This window comes from Streptomyces sp. CNZ301 (assembly GCF_004217425.1).
The window spans coordinates 1743834-1763890 of sequence record NZ_SHLG01000001.1; the positions used below are offsets into that span (position 1 = coordinate 1743834).

Annotated in this window: 16 protein-coding genes and 3 pseudogenes; 3 read left to right on the forward strand and 16 right to left on the reverse strand. The window is 71.9% G+C overall.

Annotated elements, in window-relative coordinates; translation table 11 throughout:
* Positions 1-96: 96 nt before the first annotated feature.
* From EV375_RS07655 to EV375_RS07710, 12 genes and pseudogenes are all read right to left on the reverse strand, one after another.
* A complete protein-coding gene (locus tag EV375_RS07655) occupies positions 97-786 on the reverse strand; it encodes a TerB family tellurite resistance protein (protein ID WP_130298779.1) in 690 nt (229 codons plus the stop codon).
* A 247-nt stretch (positions 787-1033) separates the two neighbouring features.
* Positions 1034-2815: a 2-isopropylmalate synthase gene (leuA, locus tag EV375_RS07660; RefSeq protein WP_130298780.1), complete on the reverse strand. Its 1782-nt coding sequence runs from the start codon at positions 2813-2815 to the stop codon at positions 1034-1036.
* A gap of 318 nt (positions 2816-3133) precedes the next feature.
* A complete protein-coding gene (locus EV375_RS07665) occupies positions 3134-3334 on the reverse strand; it encodes a hypothetical protein (protein WP_130298781.1) in 201 nt (66 codons plus the stop codon).
* A gap of 291 nt (positions 3335-3625) precedes the next feature.
* Positions 3626-4576 carry a GTPase Era gene (gene era, locus EV375_RS07670; RefSeq protein ID WP_130298782.1) on the reverse strand — a complete coding sequence of 317 codons (951 nt, stop codon included), beginning with the start codon at positions 4574-4576 and terminating at the stop codon, positions 3626-3628.
* Positions 4577-4665: 89 nt separating this feature from the next.
* On the reverse strand, positions 4666-5037 hold the full coding sequence (locus EV375_RS07675) for a cytidine/deoxycytidylate deaminase family protein (RefSeq protein WP_207228010.1): 372 nt from the start codon (positions 5035-5037) through the stop codon (positions 4666-4668).
* A 138-nt stretch (positions 5038-5175) separates the two neighbouring features.
* Complete coding sequence (locus EV375_RS07680) at positions 5176-6513, reverse strand: hemolysin family protein (protein WP_130298784.1); 1338 nt, start codon at positions 6511-6513, stop codon at positions 5176-5178.
* A complete protein-coding gene (gene ybeY, locus EV375_RS07685; protein ID WP_130298785.1) occupies positions 6510-7010 on the reverse strand; it encodes an rRNA maturation RNase YbeY in 501 nt (166 codons plus the stop codon). Before ybeY ends, EV375_RS07680 begins: the two co-directional genes overlap by 4 nt.
* Before the next feature lie 9 nt (positions 7011-7019).
* Positions 7020-9209 (reverse strand): PhoH family protein, encoded by a 2190-nt coding sequence (locus EV375_RS07690; RefSeq protein ID WP_207228012.1) that lies wholly within the window; start codon positions 9207-9209, stop codon positions 7020-7022.
* Positions 9210-9366: 157 nt separating this feature from the next.
* Entirely contained in the window at positions 9367-10533 is a 1167-nt protein-coding gene (locus EV375_RS07695) for a PfkB family carbohydrate kinase (RefSeq protein WP_207228306.1), read from the reverse strand.
* Positions 10534-10943: 410 nt separating this feature from the next.
* Positions 10944-12236, reverse strand: a complete 1293-nt coding sequence (locus EV375_RS07700; RefSeq protein WP_130298787.1) for a glucarate dehydratase family protein — start codon at positions 12234-12236, stop codon at positions 10944-10946.
* 252 nt (positions 12237-12488) lie between these two features.
* Positions 12489-13874: a cation:proton antiporter gene (locus EV375_RS07705; protein WP_486588352.1), complete on the reverse strand. Its 1386-nt coding sequence runs from the start codon at positions 13872-13874 to the stop codon at positions 12489-12491.
* A gap of 484 nt (positions 13875-14358) precedes the next feature.
* Positions 14359-14710 (reverse strand): annotated as a pseudogene (locus tag EV375_RS07710) (TrkA C-terminal domain-containing protein); the annotation flags it as partial.
* 11 nt (positions 14711-14721) lie between these two features.
* Here EV375_RS07710 and EV375_RS07715 point away from each other — a divergent pair.
* Positions 14722-14850, forward strand: a pseudogene (locus EV375_RS07715) (response regulator transcription factor); the annotation flags it as partial.
* A 237-nt stretch (positions 14851-15087) separates the two neighbouring features.
* Here EV375_RS07715 and EV375_RS07720 read toward each other — a convergent pair.
* Positions 15088-16185, reverse strand: a complete 1098-nt coding sequence (locus EV375_RS07720) for an S-(hydroxymethyl)mycothiol dehydrogenase (protein ID WP_130298788.1) — start codon at positions 16183-16185, stop codon at positions 15088-15090.
* Positions 16186-16395: 210 nt separating this feature from the next.
* On the opposite strand from EV375_RS07720, the pseudogene EV375_RS29610 reads away from it, so the two are divergent.
* Together EV375_RS29610 and EV375_RS07725 are read left to right on the forward strand one after the other, a co-directional pair.
* Positions 16396-16542: pseudogene (locus EV375_RS29610) on the forward strand (HAD family acid phosphatase); the annotation flags it as partial.
* A 159-nt stretch (positions 16543-16701) separates the two neighbouring features.
* On the forward strand, positions 16702-17721 hold the full coding sequence (locus EV375_RS07725; protein ID WP_130298789.1) for a pyridoxal-phosphate dependent enzyme: 1020 nt from the start codon (positions 16702-16704) through the stop codon (positions 17719-17721).
* A gap of 336 nt (positions 17722-18057) precedes the next feature.
* Here EV375_RS07725 and EV375_RS07730 read toward each other — a convergent pair whose 3' ends face one another.
* The 3 genes from EV375_RS07730 to EV375_RS07740 form a co-directional block, all read right to left on the reverse strand.
* Positions 18058-18330 carry a hypothetical protein gene (locus EV375_RS07730; RefSeq protein ID WP_130298790.1) on the reverse strand — a complete coding sequence of 91 codons (273 nt, stop codon included), beginning with the start codon at positions 18328-18330 and terminating at the stop codon, positions 18058-18060.
* 253 nt (positions 18331-18583) lie between these two features.
* Positions 18584-19567, reverse strand: coding sequence for a ribonuclease Z (locus EV375_RS07735; RefSeq protein ID WP_130298791.1), 984 nt, complete (start codon positions 19565-19567; stop codon positions 18584-18586).
* Between the two features lie 18 nt (positions 19568-19585).
* A complete protein-coding gene (locus EV375_RS07740; RefSeq protein ID WP_130298792.1) occupies positions 19586-19963 on the reverse strand; it encodes a histidine triad nucleotide-binding protein in 378 nt (125 codons plus the stop codon).
* Between the last annotated feature and the right edge of the window lie 94 nt (positions 19964-20057).

A 20057-nucleotide genomic window follows, 5' to 3' on the forward strand; every position in this document is an offset into this window, starting at 1 on the left:
TGAACGTAACCGCTGTACGCCCTCCCGGTCGCCTGAACGGGCAGCCCGCGCCCGGGACTTAGGCCCCCGCGGCGTCCCGCCCGCTGCGCTGGCGCCTCAGTGCGGCGTGCGCGCCTGCGCCAGCAGCCGGTCGACGTCCTCGTCCTCAAGCCGCAGCGACCTGCCCACCGCCTCCAGCGCCTCGCGCTCCGCGGCGCAGTACGGGCCGTCGGCCAGCGCGATGCGCGCACCTTGCAGCAGCAGGGACTCGCGGCCCGCCGGGGCCAGGTGCGGGGCGAGCGGTGCCAGTGACTCGTGCAGTTCGATCTCGGCGCAGACGCTGGGCGAGGAGTCGCGGTCGGCGGCGAGGGCCGCCAGCAGCGTCAGCAGCTGCTCCTCCGTGCAGCCGGTGTAGCCCGCGCCGCGCACGCAGTCCACGGCTGCCTCGCGGGCGGCACGGCTTTCGCGGCCGCCCGCGGTGAGGACGGTGAGCGCGACGGCGTGGACGGCGTCGCGCAGGAGGAGAGCGAGGCGGTTGGTCGTGGGGTGGTCGAGGGCCTCGGTCCCGAAGTGGCCGTGGCAGGCGGCGCATTCGAGGACGGGGGCGACCGGGCCGCGGGAGAGCAGCGGCACCCCCAGCAGTACGAAACGGCGCCTGCCCGCACGGCGGCGGTAGCTGCGGTCGCCGCCGCAGGCGGGGCAGAAGAAGTCCCCGTCGCCCACGGTGTGCCAGCTTGTGCGTACACCTGCCAGGCGCAGGCCAGGGCGCTGTGCTCGCTGGTCACGGGAACGTGTTGCGTCGCCCACGCCGTACCTCCGTCACGATTCGGCCACGCTGCCGGTGAACGTGATGCTAACCACAGCGGAAGTGCGCCGTCAGCACCCTGTTCCGGACGATTCCCGGCGGACGCGGCCCCAGCGGGGCCGGGAGAGCGCCGCGGGCCTCACCCGCAAGGGGGGTGAGACCCGCGGAACGCTGCGATGACGCCGGCCCGGGGCCGGAGACGCGGCGAGGCCGGCGGCTCCGCCGCGTCTCCGCTCGGTGCGAACGCGATCAGCGGGAGGCGCGGTTGACCGCGGAGACCACGGCCTTGATCGACGCGCGGACGATGTTGGCGTCGATGCCGACGCCCCACAGCACCTTGCCGTCGATCGCGCACTCGATGTAGGCGGCGGCCTGGGCGCCGGCGCCCTCGCTCATGGTGTGCTCGACGTAGTCCAGGAGCCGCACGTCGACGTCGACGGCCTGGAGGGCGTCGAAGAAGGCGGCCAGCGGGCCGTTGCCGCTGCCGGCGAGGACGATGTCCTCACCGTCGACGGTTGCGTCCACCGTGACCGCGTCCTGCCCGTCCACCGTGGTGGTGGTCTGCCCGGTGCGCAGCGCGATGCGGCCCCACGCGTCGTCGGGGGTGGGCAGGTACTCGTGCTGGAAGATCTCCCAGATGTCGGCGGGCGTGACCTCGCCGCCCTCGCTGTCCGTGCGCTCCTGGATGATCTTCGAGAACTCGACCTGCATCCGGCGGGGCAGGTCCAGGCTGTGCTCGCCCTTCAGCACGTAGGCGATGCCGCCCTTGCCGGACTGGGAGTTGACGCGGATGACGGCCTCGTACGAACGTCCCACGTCCTTGGGGTCGATGGGCAGGTACGGGACTGCCCACTCCAGCTCGTCGACGCTCTTGCCCTCCCGCTCGGCGCGGACCTCCATCGCCTCGAAGCCCTTCTTGATGGCGTCCTGGTGGGAACCGGAGAAGGAGGTGTAGACGAGGTCGCCCACGTAGGGGTGCCGGGAGTGCACGTCCATCTGGTTGCAGTACTCGGCGGCGCGCTTGACCTCGTCGATCTCGGAGAAGTCGATCTGCGGGTCGACGCCCTGGCTGAAGAGGTTCATGCCCAGGGTGACCAGGTCGACGTTGCCGGTGCGCTCGCCCTGCCCGAACAGGCAGCCCTCGATGCGGTCCGCGCCCGCCATGATCGCCAGTTCGGCGGCGGCCACAGCCGTGCCCCGGTCGTTGTGCGGGTGTACGGACAGGCACACGTGCTCGCGACGCGAGAGGTTGCGGGACATCCACTCGAAGCGGTCGGCGTGCGTGGAGGGTGTCGAACGCTCCACCGTGGCAGGCAGGTTGAGGATGATCTCGCGGCCCTCGGCGGGCTGCCACACGTCCATGACGCTCTCGCAGACCTCGAGGGCGAAGTCCAGCTCGGTGTCGGTGAAGATCTCCGGGCTGTACTGGTAGCCGAAGACCGTGCGCTCGTCGAGCAGCTTCTCCGCGTACTCCATGACCAGGCGTGTGCCGTCGACGGCGATCTGCCGGACCTGCTCGCGCGTGCCGCGGAAGACGACCTCGCGGAAGACGGGCGCGGTCGCGTTGTAGAGGTGGACGGTCGCCCTGCGGGCGCCCTTCAGCGACTCCACGGTGCGCTCGATCAGTTCCTGGCGGGCCTGGGTGAGGACGGAGATCGTCACGTCCTCGGGGATCGCGTCCTCCTCGATGATGGAGCGCACGAAGTCGAAGTCGGTCTGGCCGGACGCGGGGAAGCCGACCTCGATCTCCTTGTAGCCCATGGACACCAGCAGGTCGAACATCCGCCGCTTGCGGGCGGGGGACATGGGGTCGATCAGCGCCTGGTTGCCGTCGCGCAGGTCGGTGGAGAGCCAGCGGGGGGCCTTGGTGATGCGGTTGTCCGGCCAGGTGCGGTCGGGAATGTCGACGGCCTCGTACGGGCGGTACTTGTGCGTCGGCATGCCGGAGGGCTTCTGCCGTACGGTCGCGGCCGTGATGGGCGTGGGTACGACGGAGGAAGCGGAAGACGAGGAGGACGAAGAGGGTGTCATGATGCGTGGGCTCCTGAACGCGGAGGAGGCTCCGCGGGATCGGGCTTCAAGGGCCGACTGGTGGCAGCACCGGTCTCCGCGGGGAGGGGGTCGGCCGTATGTCTACAGACCCTCGCCGCGGCAGCTAAGAAGAAGCAGCCCGAAACGCATGATTGCCAGAGTCTAACGGAGGGCGGGCAGAGCACCGAGCCCCGTATCACCATGCGGGACGGTGCATGGGTTCGCCCTGCCACTCCGGCAGAGCGCGGGGCCGTCCCTCCCCCGGTCCTTCCGTCCGTCCCCGCCGGTCGCGCCGCGCGCAGTGGCCGCGCGCCCGGGTCAGCCGGCGGCGTTCCCGGCCGCCCCGTCCGGACCGGTCGCCGCCGTACTCCACGGCCTGCCAGACGCCGTACCCGCGGCGAGCCGGTGCCGGACGTCCGGGTCCGCGGGCAGCCCGCCCTCGGCGAAGGCGTCCAGGACCGCGCCCGCCACCGGCGGCAGCCCGGCCCGGTGCTCGGCGGCGGGCTCGGGACGTCGCACGGCACCCTCCACGAGGCGATGCGGGCGGCCTACGCCGCCCGGTGCCCGCGACCGGCCCCGCCTCCGCTGCTCCGCGCCGGGCTGGGCTGGGCCCGGACGCCGGGCTGCTGGGGGCCGCGTTCGCCGCGTGGGGAGACGGCCCGGGCGGGGACGCGTGAACGACGCGGGACGAGCCGGCCGACTGTCGGATGCCGGGCCGGGCACGCGCCGGCCGGCCGGCGAACGGTCCCGGCCCGTCGAGGTCCGCCGGCCGGAACCGCCCGTCGCCCGGCCGGGCTCCGCCGGCGGACCTCAGAAGCCCAGCCTGCGCAGCTGCTTCGGGTCCCGCTGCCAGTCCTTCGCGATCTTCACATGCAGATCCAGGTAGACGGGCGTACCCAGCAGCGCCTCGATGTGCTTCCGCGAGGTGGTGCCGACGTCCTTGAGCCGCTTGCCCTTCGGGCCGATGACGATGCCCTTCTGGCTGGGCCGCTCCAGGTAGATGTTGGCGTGGATGTCGAGCAGCGGACGGTCGGCCGGCCGGTCCTGGCGGGGCAGCATCTCCTCCACCACGACCGCGATGGAGTGCGGCAGTTCATCCCGTACGCCTTCGAGCGCCGCCTCCCGGATGAGCTCGGCGACCATCACCTGCTCCGGTTCGTCCGTCAGATCCCCGTCCGGGTAGAGCGGCGGGCCCTCGGGGAGCATCGGGACCAGCAGGTCGGCCAGGAGGGCGACCTGCTGGTCCTCCACGGCGGAGACAGGGACGATCTCCGCCCACTCGATCCCGCACTCCTTGCCGAGCCGGTCCACGGCGATCAGCTGCTCGGTCATCGTCCTGGAGTCGGCCAGGTCGGACTTGGTGACCACCGCCACCTTCGGCGTGCGCTTCAGCCCGGCCAGCTCACTCGCGATGAAGCGGTCGCCGGGCCCGACCCGCTGATCGGCGGGCAGGCAGAAGCCGATGACGTCGACCTCCGCCCACGTCGTACGGACCACGTCGTTGAGCCGCTCCCCCAGCAGCGTGCGCGGCTTGTGCAGACCGGGGGTGTCGACGAGGACGAGCTGGGCCTCGGGCCGGTGCACGATGCCGCGGACCGTGTGCCTGGTCGTCTGCGGCCGCGTGGAGGTGATCGCAACCTTCGTGCCGACCAGCGCATTGGTCAGGGTCGACTTGCCCGCGTTGGGACGGCCCACGAAGCACGCGAAGCCGGAGCGGTGCGGTGCGTCCGCGGAACCGGTCGAGGGGGAAGGTGCGTTCATGGCGACCATTGTCCCCGATCGGGTGAGTACCCCTGACCGCTGGTGAAGGACGCCGCCCCGTCGGGACGGCGAGCGGCCACCACCGTGCCTCAGCCCGCCGCGACCGTCGCGCGAAGCTGCCCGTCGGGGCCCGCCAGCAGCACCGTGGTCGCCCGGCCGGAAAGGTCGTGGACGGCCGAGAGGTCCGCGGCCGGAATCAGCTCCGACTCCGTGACGACCGCCGCGGCCTCCAGCGACTCGGCGCCGGACGCGACGGCCATCGCCACCGCCGTCTGGAGGGCGCTGAGCCGCAGAGAGGGCAGGTCCACCGAACCGGCCACGTATGTGCGGCCCGTCTCGTCACGTACCGCCGCGCCCTCCGGGACGCCGTTGCGCGCACGGGCGCTGCGCGCCAGGGTGAGGAGCTTGCGGTCCTCGGGGTCCAGTGCCTGGTCACTCTGGTCGCTCATACGCCCGAGCATATGTCGCACCGTGCGGGGCGCTGCCGGGGGTGCCGCACACGGAACGCCCGCCCGCCCGGCGGGCGTTCAGGAACGGCCGAGCAGCAGCCGCTCGCGACCGGTCCGCCCGCCAACGGTCCGCGCGGCGCCGGGCGGACCTCACGCGTTGGCCGGCTCGTCCGTGGAGGACTCCTCGGCGTCCTCCGCCGAGCGGACCGGCTCGACCAGCACCGTGACGATCCTGTTCCGCCGTCCCGCCGGGGCCTCCGCCGTCAGACGCAGCGCCGTCAGCTCCGGGTCGGAGCGGTCCTCGGTGACGTCGACCGTCGCCGTGGCGCCCGCGATGGGCACACGGCCGAGCGACTTCGCGAGCAGACCTCCGACCGTCTCCACGTCCTCGTCGTCGAGACCGACCAGGTCGTACAGCTCGCCAAGGTCCCCGATGTCGAGGCGGGCGGTGACGCGGTAGCGGCCCTCACCCAGCTCCTCCACCGGCGGCAGCTCACGGTCGTACTCGTCGGTGATCTCGCCGACGATCTCCTCGAGGATGTCCTCGATGGTCACGATGCCGGCCGTGCCGCCGTACTCGTCGATGACGACGGCCACGTGAGTGCGGTCCTGCTGCATCTCGCGCAGCAGATCGCCCGCGTTCTTCGTGTCCGGCACGAACGCCGCCGGGCGCATCGCCGTGGAGACCAGCTCCGTCTCGGCCTCCCGGCTGATGTGCACCCTCCGCGCGAGGTCCTTCAGATAGACGACGCCCACGATGTCGTCCTCGCTCTCCCCCACCACGGGGATGCGGGAGAAACCGGAACGCAGAGCAAGCGTCAGCGCCTGCCTTATCGTCTTGAACCGCTCAATGGTGATCAAGTCCGTACGCGGCACCATCACTTCACGCACGATCGTGTCGCCGAGCTGGAAGACGGAGTGCACCATCTTCCGTTCCTCGTCCTCGATCAGGGACTCCTGCTCGGCCAGGTCGACCATCGCACGCAGCTCCGCCTCGGACGCGAACGGGCCCTTGCGGAACCCCTTTCCGGGCGTGAGCGCGTTGCCGACGAGGATCAGCAGCTGCGGCACGGGCCCCAGAATGCGCACCAGCGGGACCAGCACGTACGAGGCGGCCGTGGCCGTGTTCAGCGGATGCTGACGGCCGATGGTCCGCGGCGAGACCCCGATCGCGACATAACTGACCAGCACCATCACGCCCATGGCCACCGCCAGCGCCTGCCACGTCTCCTCGAAGACCCGAAGGCACGTGTACGTCACCACCACACCCGCCGAGACCTCGCACGCGACCCGCACCAGCAGCGCCAGATTGAGGTACCGCGTCGGGTCGTCGGCCACGACCGCCAGCCGCTCGGCACCGCGCCTGCCCTGACGGACCGCCTCCTCCGCGCGGTAGCTGGTCGTACGGGCGAGACCGGCCTCCGCACAGGCGGCCAGCCAGGCGACGACGAGCAACAGGACCGCCGCTGCGATCAACTGGGCCGTCACGATGTCGTCGTGGGGGCGGGAGAAGGCCCCGTCAGGCCGCGCTCGCCGCGCCAGCCGTCCAGGATCGCCGACTGCAGGCCGAACATCTCGGCCTTCTCGGCAGCCTCCTCGTGGTCGTAACCCAGCAGATGCAGCACACCGTGCACGGTCAGCAGCTGAAGCTCCTCATCCATCGAATGCCGCGTGGGGGCGTCGGCGCCCTGCCGCTCGGCGACCTCGGGACACAGCACGATGTCGCCGAGGAGACCCGGCGGCGGCTCCTCCTCTTCCCTCACGGGAGGCCGCAGTTCGTCCATCGGGAACGACATCACGTCGGTCGGTCCCGGCAGATCCATCCACTGCAGATGGAGCTGCTCCATGGCGTCGGCGTCGACGACGATCACCGAGAGCTCCGAGAGGGGATGGATCCGCATGCGGTTCAGGGCGTAGCGGGCGATGTCGAGCAGCGACTTCTCGTCGACGGCCCGCCCGGATTCGTTGTTGACGTCGATCGTCATGGGGCAGGCTCAGCGCTTTCCGTGGCCGTGGCCATGGCGGTCTCCGCCCTTGCCGCCGGTGCCGGGGGCACCCGCCGCACCGTGGGCCGCCGAGTCCGCACCGCTTCGCACGTCGTAGCGCTCGTAGGCGTCGACGATGCGGCTGACGAGCTTGTGCCGCACCACGTCGGAGCTGTCGAGCATGCTGAAGTGCACGTCGTCCACGCCGTCCAGGATGTCCCGGACCTGCCGCAGACCGCTCTTCGTGCCGCCCGGAAGGTCGACCTGGGTGACGTCACCGGTGATGACGATCTTCGAATCGAACCCGAGCCTGGTGAGGAACATCTTCATCTGCTCGGGATTCGTGTTCTGCGCCTCGTCCAGGATGATGAAGGCGTCATTGAGGGTGTTGTGCGTCAGCAGGTAGTCCTGGGTGACGTAGAGCGAGTCCTCCGCCGCGACCTGGATGCACACCGCTTCCTCGCGGCCCGCCGGCTCGATGCTGTCGATGAAACGCATCGGGCGGCCTCCACCGCCTGCTGCGTGGTACTTGTCCCGCTTCCGTGCCAGGCGGAACGGCTCGATGCCTTCGGGGAGCCTGATGTCCACGACGTGAGCGTCGTACCGGTAGGACACGTCCCTGCCGCCTGCCCGTCCAGGGGAGCGCCCCGCGGCCGCCCTGCTCCGGGTGTAAGCCACACCGCCGAGGGACTGCACCAGCGACACGACATCGTCGCGCAAAAGGATCGACGTCGTCGTGTACTGGACCCGGCACGTCCGGTCGGTCTGCACAACGGGGCCGCCGTCGGAATCGAGCAGGCCCTGGAGCAGTGCCAGGCGGACCTCCGCAGTGTTGTACAGGTAATCGTCCGGCACGAGCTTCGTGTTCGAGCGGCTGCCCGGCAGATCCAGCTCCCGCATCACACGCGTGACCGGGTTCTCCAGCGTGCCGACGTTTCCAGGCTTTTTGCCCCGGTTCAGCACGTAGTCGGGCCCGCTTTTGTGCCGCACCGCGACACCGGGAAGCGATGCCTCCAGAGCCTCGGCGAGTTCCGGGTCCGCGGTGGAGAACGACGGGGTGGTGGACCCGGTCAGACACCCGTCCCCGAGCAGCAGCCCCAGGGCATAGGGGTCCATGGGCACCTCCCGCTCGGGGAAGGACGCCGGGGCGGTCAGCATCGGCAGTTCGTACCGGCGGGCGTGCGCGGCACGGAGGTTGCCGATCATGTCCTTGGTCTCCAGAACCCGCCACGGCCGGTTCCGCCGGCGGTCCGAGGCCGTCCTGACCGTCCACAGGTGTTCACCGCAGCACAGTGTCCAGGCCCCGTCCTGGGCGGTGACGCGATAGATGTCCCTCTCACCTTGCGGATAGACACCGAGCACCGGTGTCGGCTTGCCATTCGATCCAATGACAAGGTCACCGACCTGGAGATCACCGATGGGCCGCCAGCCGTCAGGGGTCAGCACGTTGCTGAAGATCGGTTGGGAGCGCCCGCGCATATAAGCCAGCGGCGCCACCTCGATCGTCCCGGCAGCCATCAGGCGCGGGATGGAGTCGGGGTCGAGCATGTCGTGGAGGGCGTCGTAGAGCGGGCGCAGATAGGGGTCGATCTTCTCGTAGAGCGTGCCGGGCAGGAAGCCGAGCCGCTCGCCCGCCTCGACCGCCGGCCTGGTCAGGATGATCCGGTTGACCTGCTTGGACTGGAGGGCCTGAACGGCCTTGGCCATTGCGAGGTACGTCTTGCCGGTGCCGGCGGGGCCGATACCGAAGACGACGGTGTGCTTGTCGATCGCGTCCACGTAGCGCTTCTGGTTGAGCGTCTTCGGGCGGATCGTGCGGCCGCGGTTGGAGAGGATGTTCTGCGTCAGCACCTCGGCCGGGGTCTCGCTGGCGGCGCCCGAGCCGTCCTGCTGGTCGCGGAGCATCGAGATGGAGCGCTCGACCGCGTCCTCCGTCATGGGCTGGCCCGTGCGCAGGACCAGCATCATCTCGTCGAAGAGCCGCTGGATGAGATCGACCTCCGCGGCCTCGCCGGACGCGCTGATCTCGTTGCCGCGTACATGGATGTCGGCGGCGGGGAACGCCTGCTCGATCACGCGCAGCAGGGAGTCGCCGGAACCCAGCACCGTCACCATCGGATGCTTGGCCGGGACGGTGAAGCGGGCCGTGGCCTGAGGTGCCTTCGAGGATCCCGCCTGATTCGTCGTTGTCTGCGTCATGGGCGACCCGGGTCGGGCCTTCCTCATCCCTCTCTGTCTCTCCTGGCGATTGGCTTCCAAGAATACGACGCGGCACTGACAAGCCAGAACGCGATTTCGTTGCGGGGACCGGGCTCACGCCCCGCGTGCGGGTGCGGTGCGGCGGCGTCCGTGCGGGTCATCCGGCCGCGGTGGTGCGGCCGAAGCCGATCGTGGGGAGCGCGCGGCGGCGGGATGCGGAGCCGGGGCATCCCGTGAGGACCGCGTCCAGGAATCCGTACGTGCCCTCGCACGGGCCGGTGCCGGCGCGTGCTCCGGACTGCGGCCTGTCCGCGCCCGCCCGGCTCCACCAGGCGCCGACCTCGGCCCAGCCCGGCGCGGAGAGCGAGCCGCCGAACTCCTGGACGGAGAGCGCCGCCGTGAGCCCGGCGAAGGCGAGCCGGTCGGCGAGGGGCCAGCCGGCGAGGGAGCCCATGACGAAGCCCGCGACGAAGACGTCGCCCGCTCCGGTGGTGTCGAGGGCGTCCACGGGGATGCCGGGGACCTCCGCGCACTCGCCCGTGCGGCCGTCCACGGCGCACGAGCCCTGCGCCCCCAGCGTGACGACCGCGAGCGGCACTCTCTCGCTGAGCGCACGGGCCGCCGCGCGGGGGCAGTCGGTGCGCGTGTAGCGCATGGCCTCCTCGGCGTTGGGGAGGAAGGCCTCGCAGTGCTCCAGGTCCGGCAGGGCGCCGAGGTCCCAGCGGCCGGTGTCGTCCCAGCCGACGTCGGCGAAGACGCGGCTGCCGCGGCCTGCGGCGGTGGCGATCCATTCCTGGCTGTCGCCCGGGGCCAGGGACGTGACGCAGGCGCGAGCGGGTGGCGGGCAGCCCGGGGCTTCGGGGTCGATGGGTGCTCCGCCCAGGCCGAGTGCCGAGGGAGGGGCGGTGGGCTCGCGGGGCGGTGCCTCGTGTCCGTGGGAGATCATGGTGCGTTCGCCCTCGTACGCCATGGAGACGGTCACGGGAGAGTGCCAGCCGGGAACGGTGTGGGAGAGGGTGAGGTCGATGCCTTCGCCCTTGTCGAGGGCTTCGCGGCAGTAGTCGCCGTACATGTCGTCGCCGAAGGCCGCCGCGAGGGAGGTGCGCAGACCCAGCCGCGCGAGGGCGGTGGCCATGTTGGCGACGCCGCCGGGGCTGGAGCCCATGCCGCGGGCCCACGTCTCGGTGCCGCGTACGGGGGCGGAGTCGAGGCCGGTGAAGATGATGTCGAGGAAGACGGTGCCGGCCAGATAGACGTCGCAGGCCGGGTCGCCGGGTGCGCGGACGGCGGCGAGCGGGTCGAAGGGGTGCGTGTGCGTCGGCAGCGTGCCGTGTGTGCGGGTGCCGGCGCCGTCGGGCGGGACGGGGGTTCCGTTTCCGGCCTCCTCCGGCTCCCGCTCCTCCCCCTGGTTGTTGCGCGCGCCCGTGCTCACCTTGTACTCCTTCGGCACCTGTACGGCTTCGAGTGGTGACTCCGGTGTACCGCGCGGCTCGGACTTCGGGCCAGCCGGCGGCCGGTTCCGCGTGGTTCGCGTCGCCGGTTCCGCGTGGTTCGCGTCGCCGGTTCCGCGTGGTTCGCGTCGCCGGTTCCGCGTGGTTCGCGTCGCCGGTTCCGCGTGGTTCGCGTCGCGGATGCGGATGCGGATGCGGGCGCGGGCGCGGGCGTGGCCCGCGGGGCGGTGCGCCGCGGGCCGCGGTCTCCGTCGCCCCGGCCGGCGTGCGCCGGAGGTGAGCGTCACCAGCGGGGAACGGCCGGGGTCACCCATCCGGGATCGGCCCTGCGCATGGCGGCGGCGTCGTCGCGGTCGCGCATCGTTCCGTCGTCGTCGAGCCAGCGGCGGTGCAGGGCGGCGAGCTTCTCGCGGTCCACCTCGACGCCGAGGCCGGGTGCGTCGGAGACGTCGAGGCAGCCGTCGCGGAAGGTGAGCCGGCGGGCGAGGACGTCCTCCGCCTGCCAGGGGTAGTGGCTGTCGCATGCGTGGTCGAGGTCGGGGACGGTCGCGGCGACGTGGGTCATCGCGGCGAGCGAGATCCCCAGGTGGGTGTTGGAGTGCATGGACAGGCCGATGCCGAACGTGCGGCAGACGGCGGCCAGTTCGCGGGTTCGGTGCAGTCCGCCCCAGTAGTGGTGGTCGCTGAGCACGACCTGTACGGCTCCGGAGGCGAGGGCTTCGGGGATCTCGGGGAAGGTCGTCACGCACATGTTGGTCGCGAGCGGCACTCCCGTCGCGGCGGCGACCTGGGCCATGCCGGGTGTTCCGGTCGTCGGGTCCTCCAGGTACTCGAGGAGGTCGCGCAGCTCCCGGGCGACTTCGATCGAAGTCGGCACGGACCAGGCGCCGTTGGGGTCCAGGCGCAGCGGCGCGCCGGGCAGTGCGTCGGCCAGTGCGCGTATGGCGGCGATCTCTTCGGCGGGTTCGTACACGCCGCCCTTGAGCTTGAAGGAGCGGAAGCCGTGGTCGCGTGCGAAGCGGCGGGCCTGGGCCACGATGCCCGCGGGGTCGGTGGCGGCGCCCCAGTCGTCGGACTCGCCCTGGCCGCCGGGGTGCCGGGCCCAGCGGTAGAAGAGGTACGCGCTGTATTCCACGCGGTCGCGCACCTTGTGCCCCAGCAGCGCGTGCACGGGCAGCTCGCGGGCCTTGCCGAGGGCGTCGAGGCAGGCGACTTCGAAGGCCGAGACGACGGAGAGGCGGAGCTTGTCGGCGGTCTGCACGCCGCGCTGTCCGCCGGCGTCGGCGGTGCCCTCGATGCGTGCGGCGTCGATGTCGACGCTGTCGGCGAGGGTGAACAGCCCGTTCAGGTCGGTGACTTGGCGGCCCGGCAGTGCTTCCGCCAGCGGGCGGGCGACGTCCAGGTATTTGGTGTCGCCGTAGGTCTCGCCGAAGCCCGTGATGCCGCCGGCGGTGACGACCTCGACGATCAGCCGTGCCGCGTAGGGCTGGTGCACGCCCTGGGTGTTGAGGAGGGGCGGGTCGGAGACGAGGACGGGTGTGAGCCGTACGTCGGTGACGGTCAGGTCGGCGGTCAAGGAGCGGCTCCCGGCGCGTCCGTCGGCTCATGTCTCCGTACGCGGATGGCGTCCACGTACGGGAATGGAGGCTATGGATCTGAACATCGCCGGTCAATACCGCGCGCAGGGCCTCCGTTCCGGCATCGGCCCGGTACACGCCGCACACGCCGCCGCACACGCATCGGCGCTCCGGAGGCGGGGAGCGGCGACGTGGGGGCTGCGGGGCTGCGGGGCTGCGGGGCTGCGTTCAGGGTCTGCGGGCGCGGAGCGTCACCGTGAGGTCCTGGCCGGGTCGGACTCGTCGACGGCGTCGGTACGGGACTCCGGGCGCGCGTCGGCGGAGCTGCCCGCATCCGCGGGGCCCTCACTCTGCGAGCCGGTCTTCTCCTTGCCCGCGTCCTCCGCGGCCGTCTCCGTCGGGGCGCTCTCCGCCGGAAGCCTCTTCGCCGAGGCCGCCGAGGCCGCCGAGGCCGCCGTGCCCGTCGAGGCCCCGGCCGCCGAGGACTTGCGCCGCTTCAGCCGCCGGGCGGCCGGCTCGGCCCAGCGGGCGGTGAGCGGTCCGACGATGACGAGGATCAGGACGTAAGCGGTGGCCAGCGGGCCGATCCGCGGTTCCGACCCCACCGCGAGGCCCGCGATGACGATGGAGAACTCGCCTCGCGCGACGAGCGCGCCGCCGGCCCGCCAGCGCCCCGGGGACCTGATGCCCGCCCGGCGCGCGGCGTACCAGCCCGTGGCGATCTTCGTCAGGGCGGTGATGACGGCGAGGCTCAGCGCGGGCAGCAGCACGGGCGGGATCTCGGACGGCTCGGTGGACAGGCCGAAGAAGACGAAGAAGACCGCGGCGAACAGGTCGCGCAGCGGCGTGAGCAGATTGTGGGCGCCCTCGGCCACCTCGTCCGAGAGCGCGATGCCCACGAGGAACGCCCCGACGGCCGCGGAGACCTGGAGCTCCTGGGCGATTCCGGCGACGAGAAGCGTGAGGCCGAGCACGACGAGCAGCAGCATCTCCGCGCTGTCGGACTGCACCACGCGGCTGATCAGGCGGCCGTGCCGCAGGGCGAGATACAGCACGGCGCCGACGGTGCCGAGCGAGATCAGCAGCGTCACCGCGCCGCCCGCGAGGCTCACACCGGCGAGGATCGCGGTGAGGATCGGCAGATAGACGGCCATCGCCAGGTCCTCGATCACGAGAACGCCGAGGATGACGGGCGTCTCGCGGTTGCCCAGGCGGCCGAGGTCGCCGAGGACCTTGGCGATGACGCCCGACGAGGAGATCCACGTCACGCCGGCCAGCACCACGGCGGCGACCGGGCCCCAGCCCAGCAGCAGCGCGGCTGCGGCGCCGGGCAGCGCGTTGAGGACGAAGTCGACGACACCGGAGGGGTATTGGGTCTTGAGGTTGGTGACCAGTTCGGAGGCGCTGTACTCCAGGCCGAGCAGGAGCAGCAGCAGGATGACCCCGATCTCGGCGCCCGTCGCGACGAACTCCTCGCTCGCCTGCAGCGGAAGGAGGCCGCCGTGGCCGAAGGCGAGCCCCGCGAGCAGATAGAGGGGGATCGGGGAGAAGCCGATGCGGCCGGCGAATCTTCCCAGCAGGCCCAGGACCAGGATGATGGCCCCGAGCTCGATGAGCATGGCGGTGGTGTTGTGCACGGGCGTTGGACCTCCGGGGTCGGTTCAGCAGCGGCGTCCGGGTCGTCCTCGTACGCGAGGGCTGGGAGGCTGCGTCACGTGCGGGACGGGTGCCGGGTGGGGCGACGGGCCGGCGGCGGCCGGCGTGCGGGGGCGGGACGTTCCCCCTGTGCACGCGGGAGGCCGCAGCGGCCTGTGCCGTCGCTGCCGTGCACGCTGCCGCGCGCGGCGGCGTCCGCACGCGCACGTTTGGCGGCGCGGGGTGCGGGAACGGCGCGCTGGCGACGCCGACGTGGGCGGCTTCACGGACCGGCGGTGGGTCGGATGCATCTTGGCCCCCGTCACGTCGGCTTCAGGACCGGGCTACGGGCCGGTCCTTGAGATGGGTGATCACCGCACCAGGGTAATCGATCGGTAAAGGGCCGATACCGCCAGGGCAAAATCAGAGCATTCCCCCGGCCGTGCGGTGGCCGGCCATCGCCGCCCTCGCGTGGACGTCGAGCCGTCAACTGCGGCCGGTGCCGGCCTCCATGGCCGGTTCGGCATCCCCGTGTTCGCCGTACCAGCGGGCAAGCGTCCCGCGCCTGCCGATCGCGCGCGGCCTGCGTTCGGTCACGTCCCGGATCGCAGGCGTGACGATGAGGAGGAGTTCGTCGCCGGCCCGGAGCACGGTGTCCTGACGCGGAACCAGGCTGGAGCCCTCGCGCACGATCAGGGTGACCACGGCGGGCGGCGGCAGCCGGAATTCGGTGACGGCGACGCCCCGAAGCCTGAAGCCCCGGGAGCGCGGACACGGCGAGCAGGTCGGCGTCGAGCACGTCGAGCGGCGCCCTCTCCACCTCCACGTCCCGCAGCGCACCGTCCGACGGCCGGCTTCCTCTTCATCAGCGTCAAGACCGTCGAGCGGCACCGGGCGAACCTGCTGCGGAAGCTCGGCCTGAAGGACCGCCTGGAGCTGACGCGGCACGCCATCCGCGCCGGGCTCATCGAGCCGTGACGGGTCAGCTCACCGAGCCGTGACCGGCGGGACATGGCAGGCACGGCACGGCTCCCAGTGCGCGGCTGCCGGATGCCGGCCCGGGCGGTCCCGTGGCCGTCGCGGTCGTGTCCGCGACGGCGACGCGCAATGACATAAGCGGTATGCCCGCAGGGGCGTACGGGCGGGCGGCACCCTGTCCGTGCACACCGCACCCGCGGACGGACGGACGGCCCCGCTCCGGCTCCGGCTCCGGGGTCAGAAGACGACGACGGACCGCAGGACGTCCCCGGCGTGCATGCGGTCGAAGGCCGCCTCGACCTCGTCCAGGGCGATCCGCTCCGTCACGAACTTCTCCAGGGGCAGGCGCCCTTGCTTGTGCAGGTCGATGAGCATCGGGAAGTCGCGGGAGGGCAGACAGTCGCCGTACCAGGAGGACTTCAGCGAGCCGCCGCGCCCGAAGACGTCCAGCAGCGGGAGCTCCAGGCGCATCTCCGGCGTCGGCACCCCGACGAGCACGACGGTGCCGGCCAAGTCCCGGGCGTAGAAGGCCTGTTCGTACGTCTCGGGGCGGCCGACGGCCTCGATGACGACGTCCGCGCCGAAGCCGCCGGTCAGTTCCCTGATCGCCTCGACCACGTCGGTCCCGCGGGCGTCGACGGTGTGGGTGGCGCCCATGGACCCGGCCTGCCGCAGCTTGCGTTCGTCGACGTCGACGGCGATCACGCGGGAGGCCCCCGCGAGCCGGGCTCCGACGACTGCCGCGTCACCGACTCCGCCGCAGCCGATGACCGCGACGGAGTCACCACGCCCCACCTGGCCGGTGTTGACGGCGGCACCGATCCCGGCCATCACGCCGCAGCCGAGCAGGCCGGCGACGGCGGGGTCGACATCCGGGTCGACCTTGGTGCACTGGCCGGCCGCCACGAGGGTCTTCTCCGCGAACGCGCCGATGCCCAGGGCCGGGGAGAGCTCCGTGCCTCCGCCGGAGCCCCCGGCCAGCGTCATCGGCTGGGACGCGTTGTGCGTGTCGAAGCAGTACCAGGGGCGCCCCCGGCTGCACGCCCGGCACTGGCCGCACACCGCACGCCAGTTGAGGATCACGAAGTCGCCGGGCTCCACGCCGGTCGTGCCGGGGCCCACGGACTCGACGACGCCCGCGGCCTCGTGGCCGAGGAGGAAGGGGAAGTCGTCGTTGATGCCGCCCTGTTTGTAGTGCAGATCGGTGTGGCAGACGCCGCACGCCTGCACCTTCACCACGGCCTCCCCGGGGCCGGGGTCCGGCACCAGGATGGTCTCCACGCGTACCGGTTCGTCCTTGCCCGGCGCGACGACGCCGCGCACCTCCTGTGACATCCGGACCCTCCGTACTAGGCCCGCGGCCACCCCGTCGTGACCACGGATTGTCGGTTGCGCCCAACTGTGCCGCCCGGGAGACGAACCGTCGACCACGCGGAAGGGTGTCGCCCCTGCTGCCGATGCCGCGTGTCCGGCGAAGCCCGCGGCGGGCTTCACGGCAAAGTTCACGGCAAGGGCCATATCCGCGCGTAGCACCCGCCGCCGTACCTGGAGTGCGGTGGCGACTGCACGACCGTCGAGTACAAGTCCGGTACCCGCAAGCACTTCGAGTCGATGGGCTGCGGGATTCTCGCCGGCTTCGGCGACCAGTTCAGCGACCTCAAGGGCGGCCACGCCGAGCGTACGTACGAGCTGCCGAACCCGATGTGCTTCCTTCCGCAGTGCCGATGTGCCTCCCTGCCGCGGAAACACATTCGGCTTCGCGGGCGCAGCGGGCGAGGATGTAGCGGCGAGGGGGCACACACGTACGGGACGCAGGAGTCCACCGGCCCCCGGAGGAGGAGCGAAGCATCGATGAGCAGCAGTCCGACGGCTGAAGGCCCCACATCCCCGGGCAGCGGTCCCGTGACCCTCGAGGACGTCCGCGCCGCTGCCGGCCGGCTGAAGGGAGCGGCGCACCGCACGCCGGTGCTCCGCTCCCGCACCCTGGACCGGCTGGTGGGCGCGGAGGTCCACCTCAAGTGCGAGAACTTCCAGCGGATAGGAGCGTTCAAGTTCCGCGGCGCCTACAACGCACTCTCCCAGCTCCCGCCCGAGCAGCTGGCGAACGGCGTCGCCGCCTACTCCTCCGGCAACCACGCGCAGGCCGTCGCCCTCGCCGCCCGCGAGCTGGGCAGCAGGGCGGTCATCGTGATGCCCGAGGACACACCGCCTTCCAAGATGGACGCAACGGCTGACTACGGCGCCGAGATCGTCACCTACGACCGCTACACCGAGGTCCGGGAGGTCATCGGCAGGCGCGTGGCCGAGGAGCGGGGGCTGGCCCTCGTGCCCCCGTACGAGCATCCGCACGTCATCGCGGGCCAGGGCACCGCCACACTGGAACTGCTGGAGGAGACCGGGGAGTTGGACGCCCTCCTCGTCCCGGTGGGTGGAGGCGGACTCGCCGCCGGCTCAGCGACGGTGGCGACGGAACTGTATCCGCGGCTGCGCGTCCTCGGCATCGAGCCGGAGGCGGGCGACGACACGCGCCGCTCTCTGGCCGAGGGCAGCCGGATCGAGCTGGACGCGGTGCCGCGCACCATCGCGGACGGGCAGGCCGCCACGACACCGGGCGAGCTGACCTTCTCCATCAACCGGCGCCTGCTGGCGGGCGTGGAGCTGGTGAGCGACGAGGAGATCCGGGCGGCCATGCGGTTCGCCTTCGAGAGGCTGAAGATCGTGATCGAGCCGAGCGGGGCGACGGGGCTGGCGGCCCTGCTCGCGGGGCGGATCGACCCGGTTCCGGCACGGGTCGGGGTCATCATCTCCGGCGGCAACGTCGGCACGAAGCGCTTCCTGGAACTGATGGAAGAGAGCCCGGAGGGCTCCTGACCCACGAGGCCCGGAGGGCTCCTGACCCACGAGGCCCGGAGGGCTCCTGACCCACGAGGCCCGGAGGGCTCCTGACCCACGAGGCCCGGAGGGCTCCTGACCCACGAGGCCCGGAGGGCTCCTGACCCACGAGGCCCGGAGGGGCTCCCGGCACAGGGGCCCCTTCGTGGGGCGGGCCTGTTCACACCGCTCGCGGAAGGCGAACGGCCGGCACCTGGGCAGGAGGTGCCGGCCGTCCCTACTCGGCGAGCCGCCCTGTGCCGCCGAGGTCTTGGAGGAGCGCGATGCCGATCGGCCCGGGTCCGGTCGGCCGGTGGGCCGGCCGGGCTCAGCGGGTCACTGGCAGCCCGCCGCCTGGAGGCGCTGCTGGATGTTGTCGATGACGGCCTGCCGGTTGGCGATCCTCGCTTCCGACTGGGCGTCGGGGTTGGCCTGCTGCTGGGCGATGAAGTTCTCGTTGTTCGCAAGGGCCTGTTCGAGCCCCGCGCAGTTCTCCGTCGCCGCCTGGCTCGTGCTGACGGTCACCGCCGCGATTCCGACCGCGAGCACGGCGGCTCCGACACCCGCGGCGGCCTTGACCTTCAGACTGCTCTTCCGCTTCCGGGACATTGGATGCTCCAGTTCTGAGAGGAACGCCCCCACACCGGTCCCGAAGGTACGTACAAATTACGGGCGTTGCAGAGTTGTTATCAGGGATCAGCAAGGAACTTGACGCGGACTCAAGGGGCGTCCGCGACGCGGCGGCAGCACCGGCCGTGAGTCCGCCGACGTCACGGCCCTACGAGGACGCTGCCAGGGCCGGGGCCGCCGCCGGGGCGATGGTGACGGTGCTCGCGCCCGGCGCCGCCGTGCAAGTACGCGCTCAGGCACGCCTCTTCGGCACGGGAATGCGCGTCAGGTCCTCCGCCACCGTCAACTCCCCCTCGAACCCCGCCAGGCGGGCCTGCCGCGCGAAGAGTGATGCGTCCGTGTACCGCTGCGAGAAGTGAGTGAGGACGAGGCTGCGCACGCCTGCCTCCGCCGCCGCCCGGCCCGCCTGACCGGCCGTGAGGTGGCCGTACTCCTCGGCCAGCGCCGCGTCCTCGTCCAGGAACGTGGACTCGATGACGAGCAGGTCGCAGTCCTGTGCCAGGACGAGCACCCCGTCGCACATCCGGGTGTCCATGACGAACGCGAAGCGCTGCCCCGGACGGGGCTCGCTGACCTCCTCCAGCCGTACGCCGCGCAGTTCGCCGGTGCGTTTCAGCCGGGCGATGTCGGGGCCGCCGATGCCGCGTGCCTCCAGCCGCTCGGGGAGCATGCGGCGCGAGTCCGGCTCGGTGAGCCGGTAGCCGTACGCCTCGACGGGGTGCGAAAGGCGGTGCGCGAAGAGCGAGAAGGGCGGGGCCTCCTGGGCTTCCGGCGCAGCCGCGGTGCCGGTGCCGGTGCCGGTGCCGCCGGAGGAGCCGTCCGCCGGCGCCGCTGCCGTCAACTCGCCCGTGGCGGCGACGGGTTCCTGTCGGAGCCGTACGGTCTCGCGGTACGCCGTTGCGTGGCGCAGCCGCTCGAAGTACTGCTCGCCGCTCGCCGGATAGTGAGCCGTCACGGTGTGCGGCAGCCGGTCCAGGTTGATGCGCTGGATGACACCGGCCAGTCCCAGGGAGTGGTCACCGTGGAAGTGGGTTACACAGATCCTGTTCAGGGCGTGGACGGAGACGCCCGCGCGCAGCATCTGGCGCTGGGTGCCCTCCCCGGGGTCGAAGAGGATGCCGTGGCCGTCCCAGAGCAGCACGTAGCCGTTGTGGTTGCGTTGCCGGGTCGGGACCTGACTGGCGGTACCCAGCACGACCAGTTCACGTGAGGACATCTGTGTACGGGCGGCGGCTCAGCCGGGCGGCCAGTTGAAGCCGCGGCCGCCGAGCACGTGGGCGTGCGCGTGGAAGACGGTCTGCCCCGCGCCCGAACCGGTGTTGAAGACGACGCGGTATCCGGTGCCCGGTCCGGCCTCGCCGGCGACGATGTTCTCGGCGGCGGCGACCTCGCCCGCTTCGAGCAGCAGGTCCACGGCGAGCTGCGGCTCGGCCGCCGCGAGGGAGACGGCGTCGGGGTAGTGCGCCTTGGGGATCACGAGGACATGCGTGGGCGCCTGCGGGTTGATGTCGCGGAACGCGACGGTCGTCTGCGACTCCCGTACCACCGTCGCCGGGACCTCGCCGGCGACGATCTTGCAGAACAGGCAGTCGGCCTGCGGTTCTCCAGCCATGCGGGGGATGCTACCTGTGCTCGCCGCGACCGCACCCTCCCGAACCACCGCTCCCGGCAGGGCCCCCCGGGGGTCCGACGGCCGGTTGGGCGGG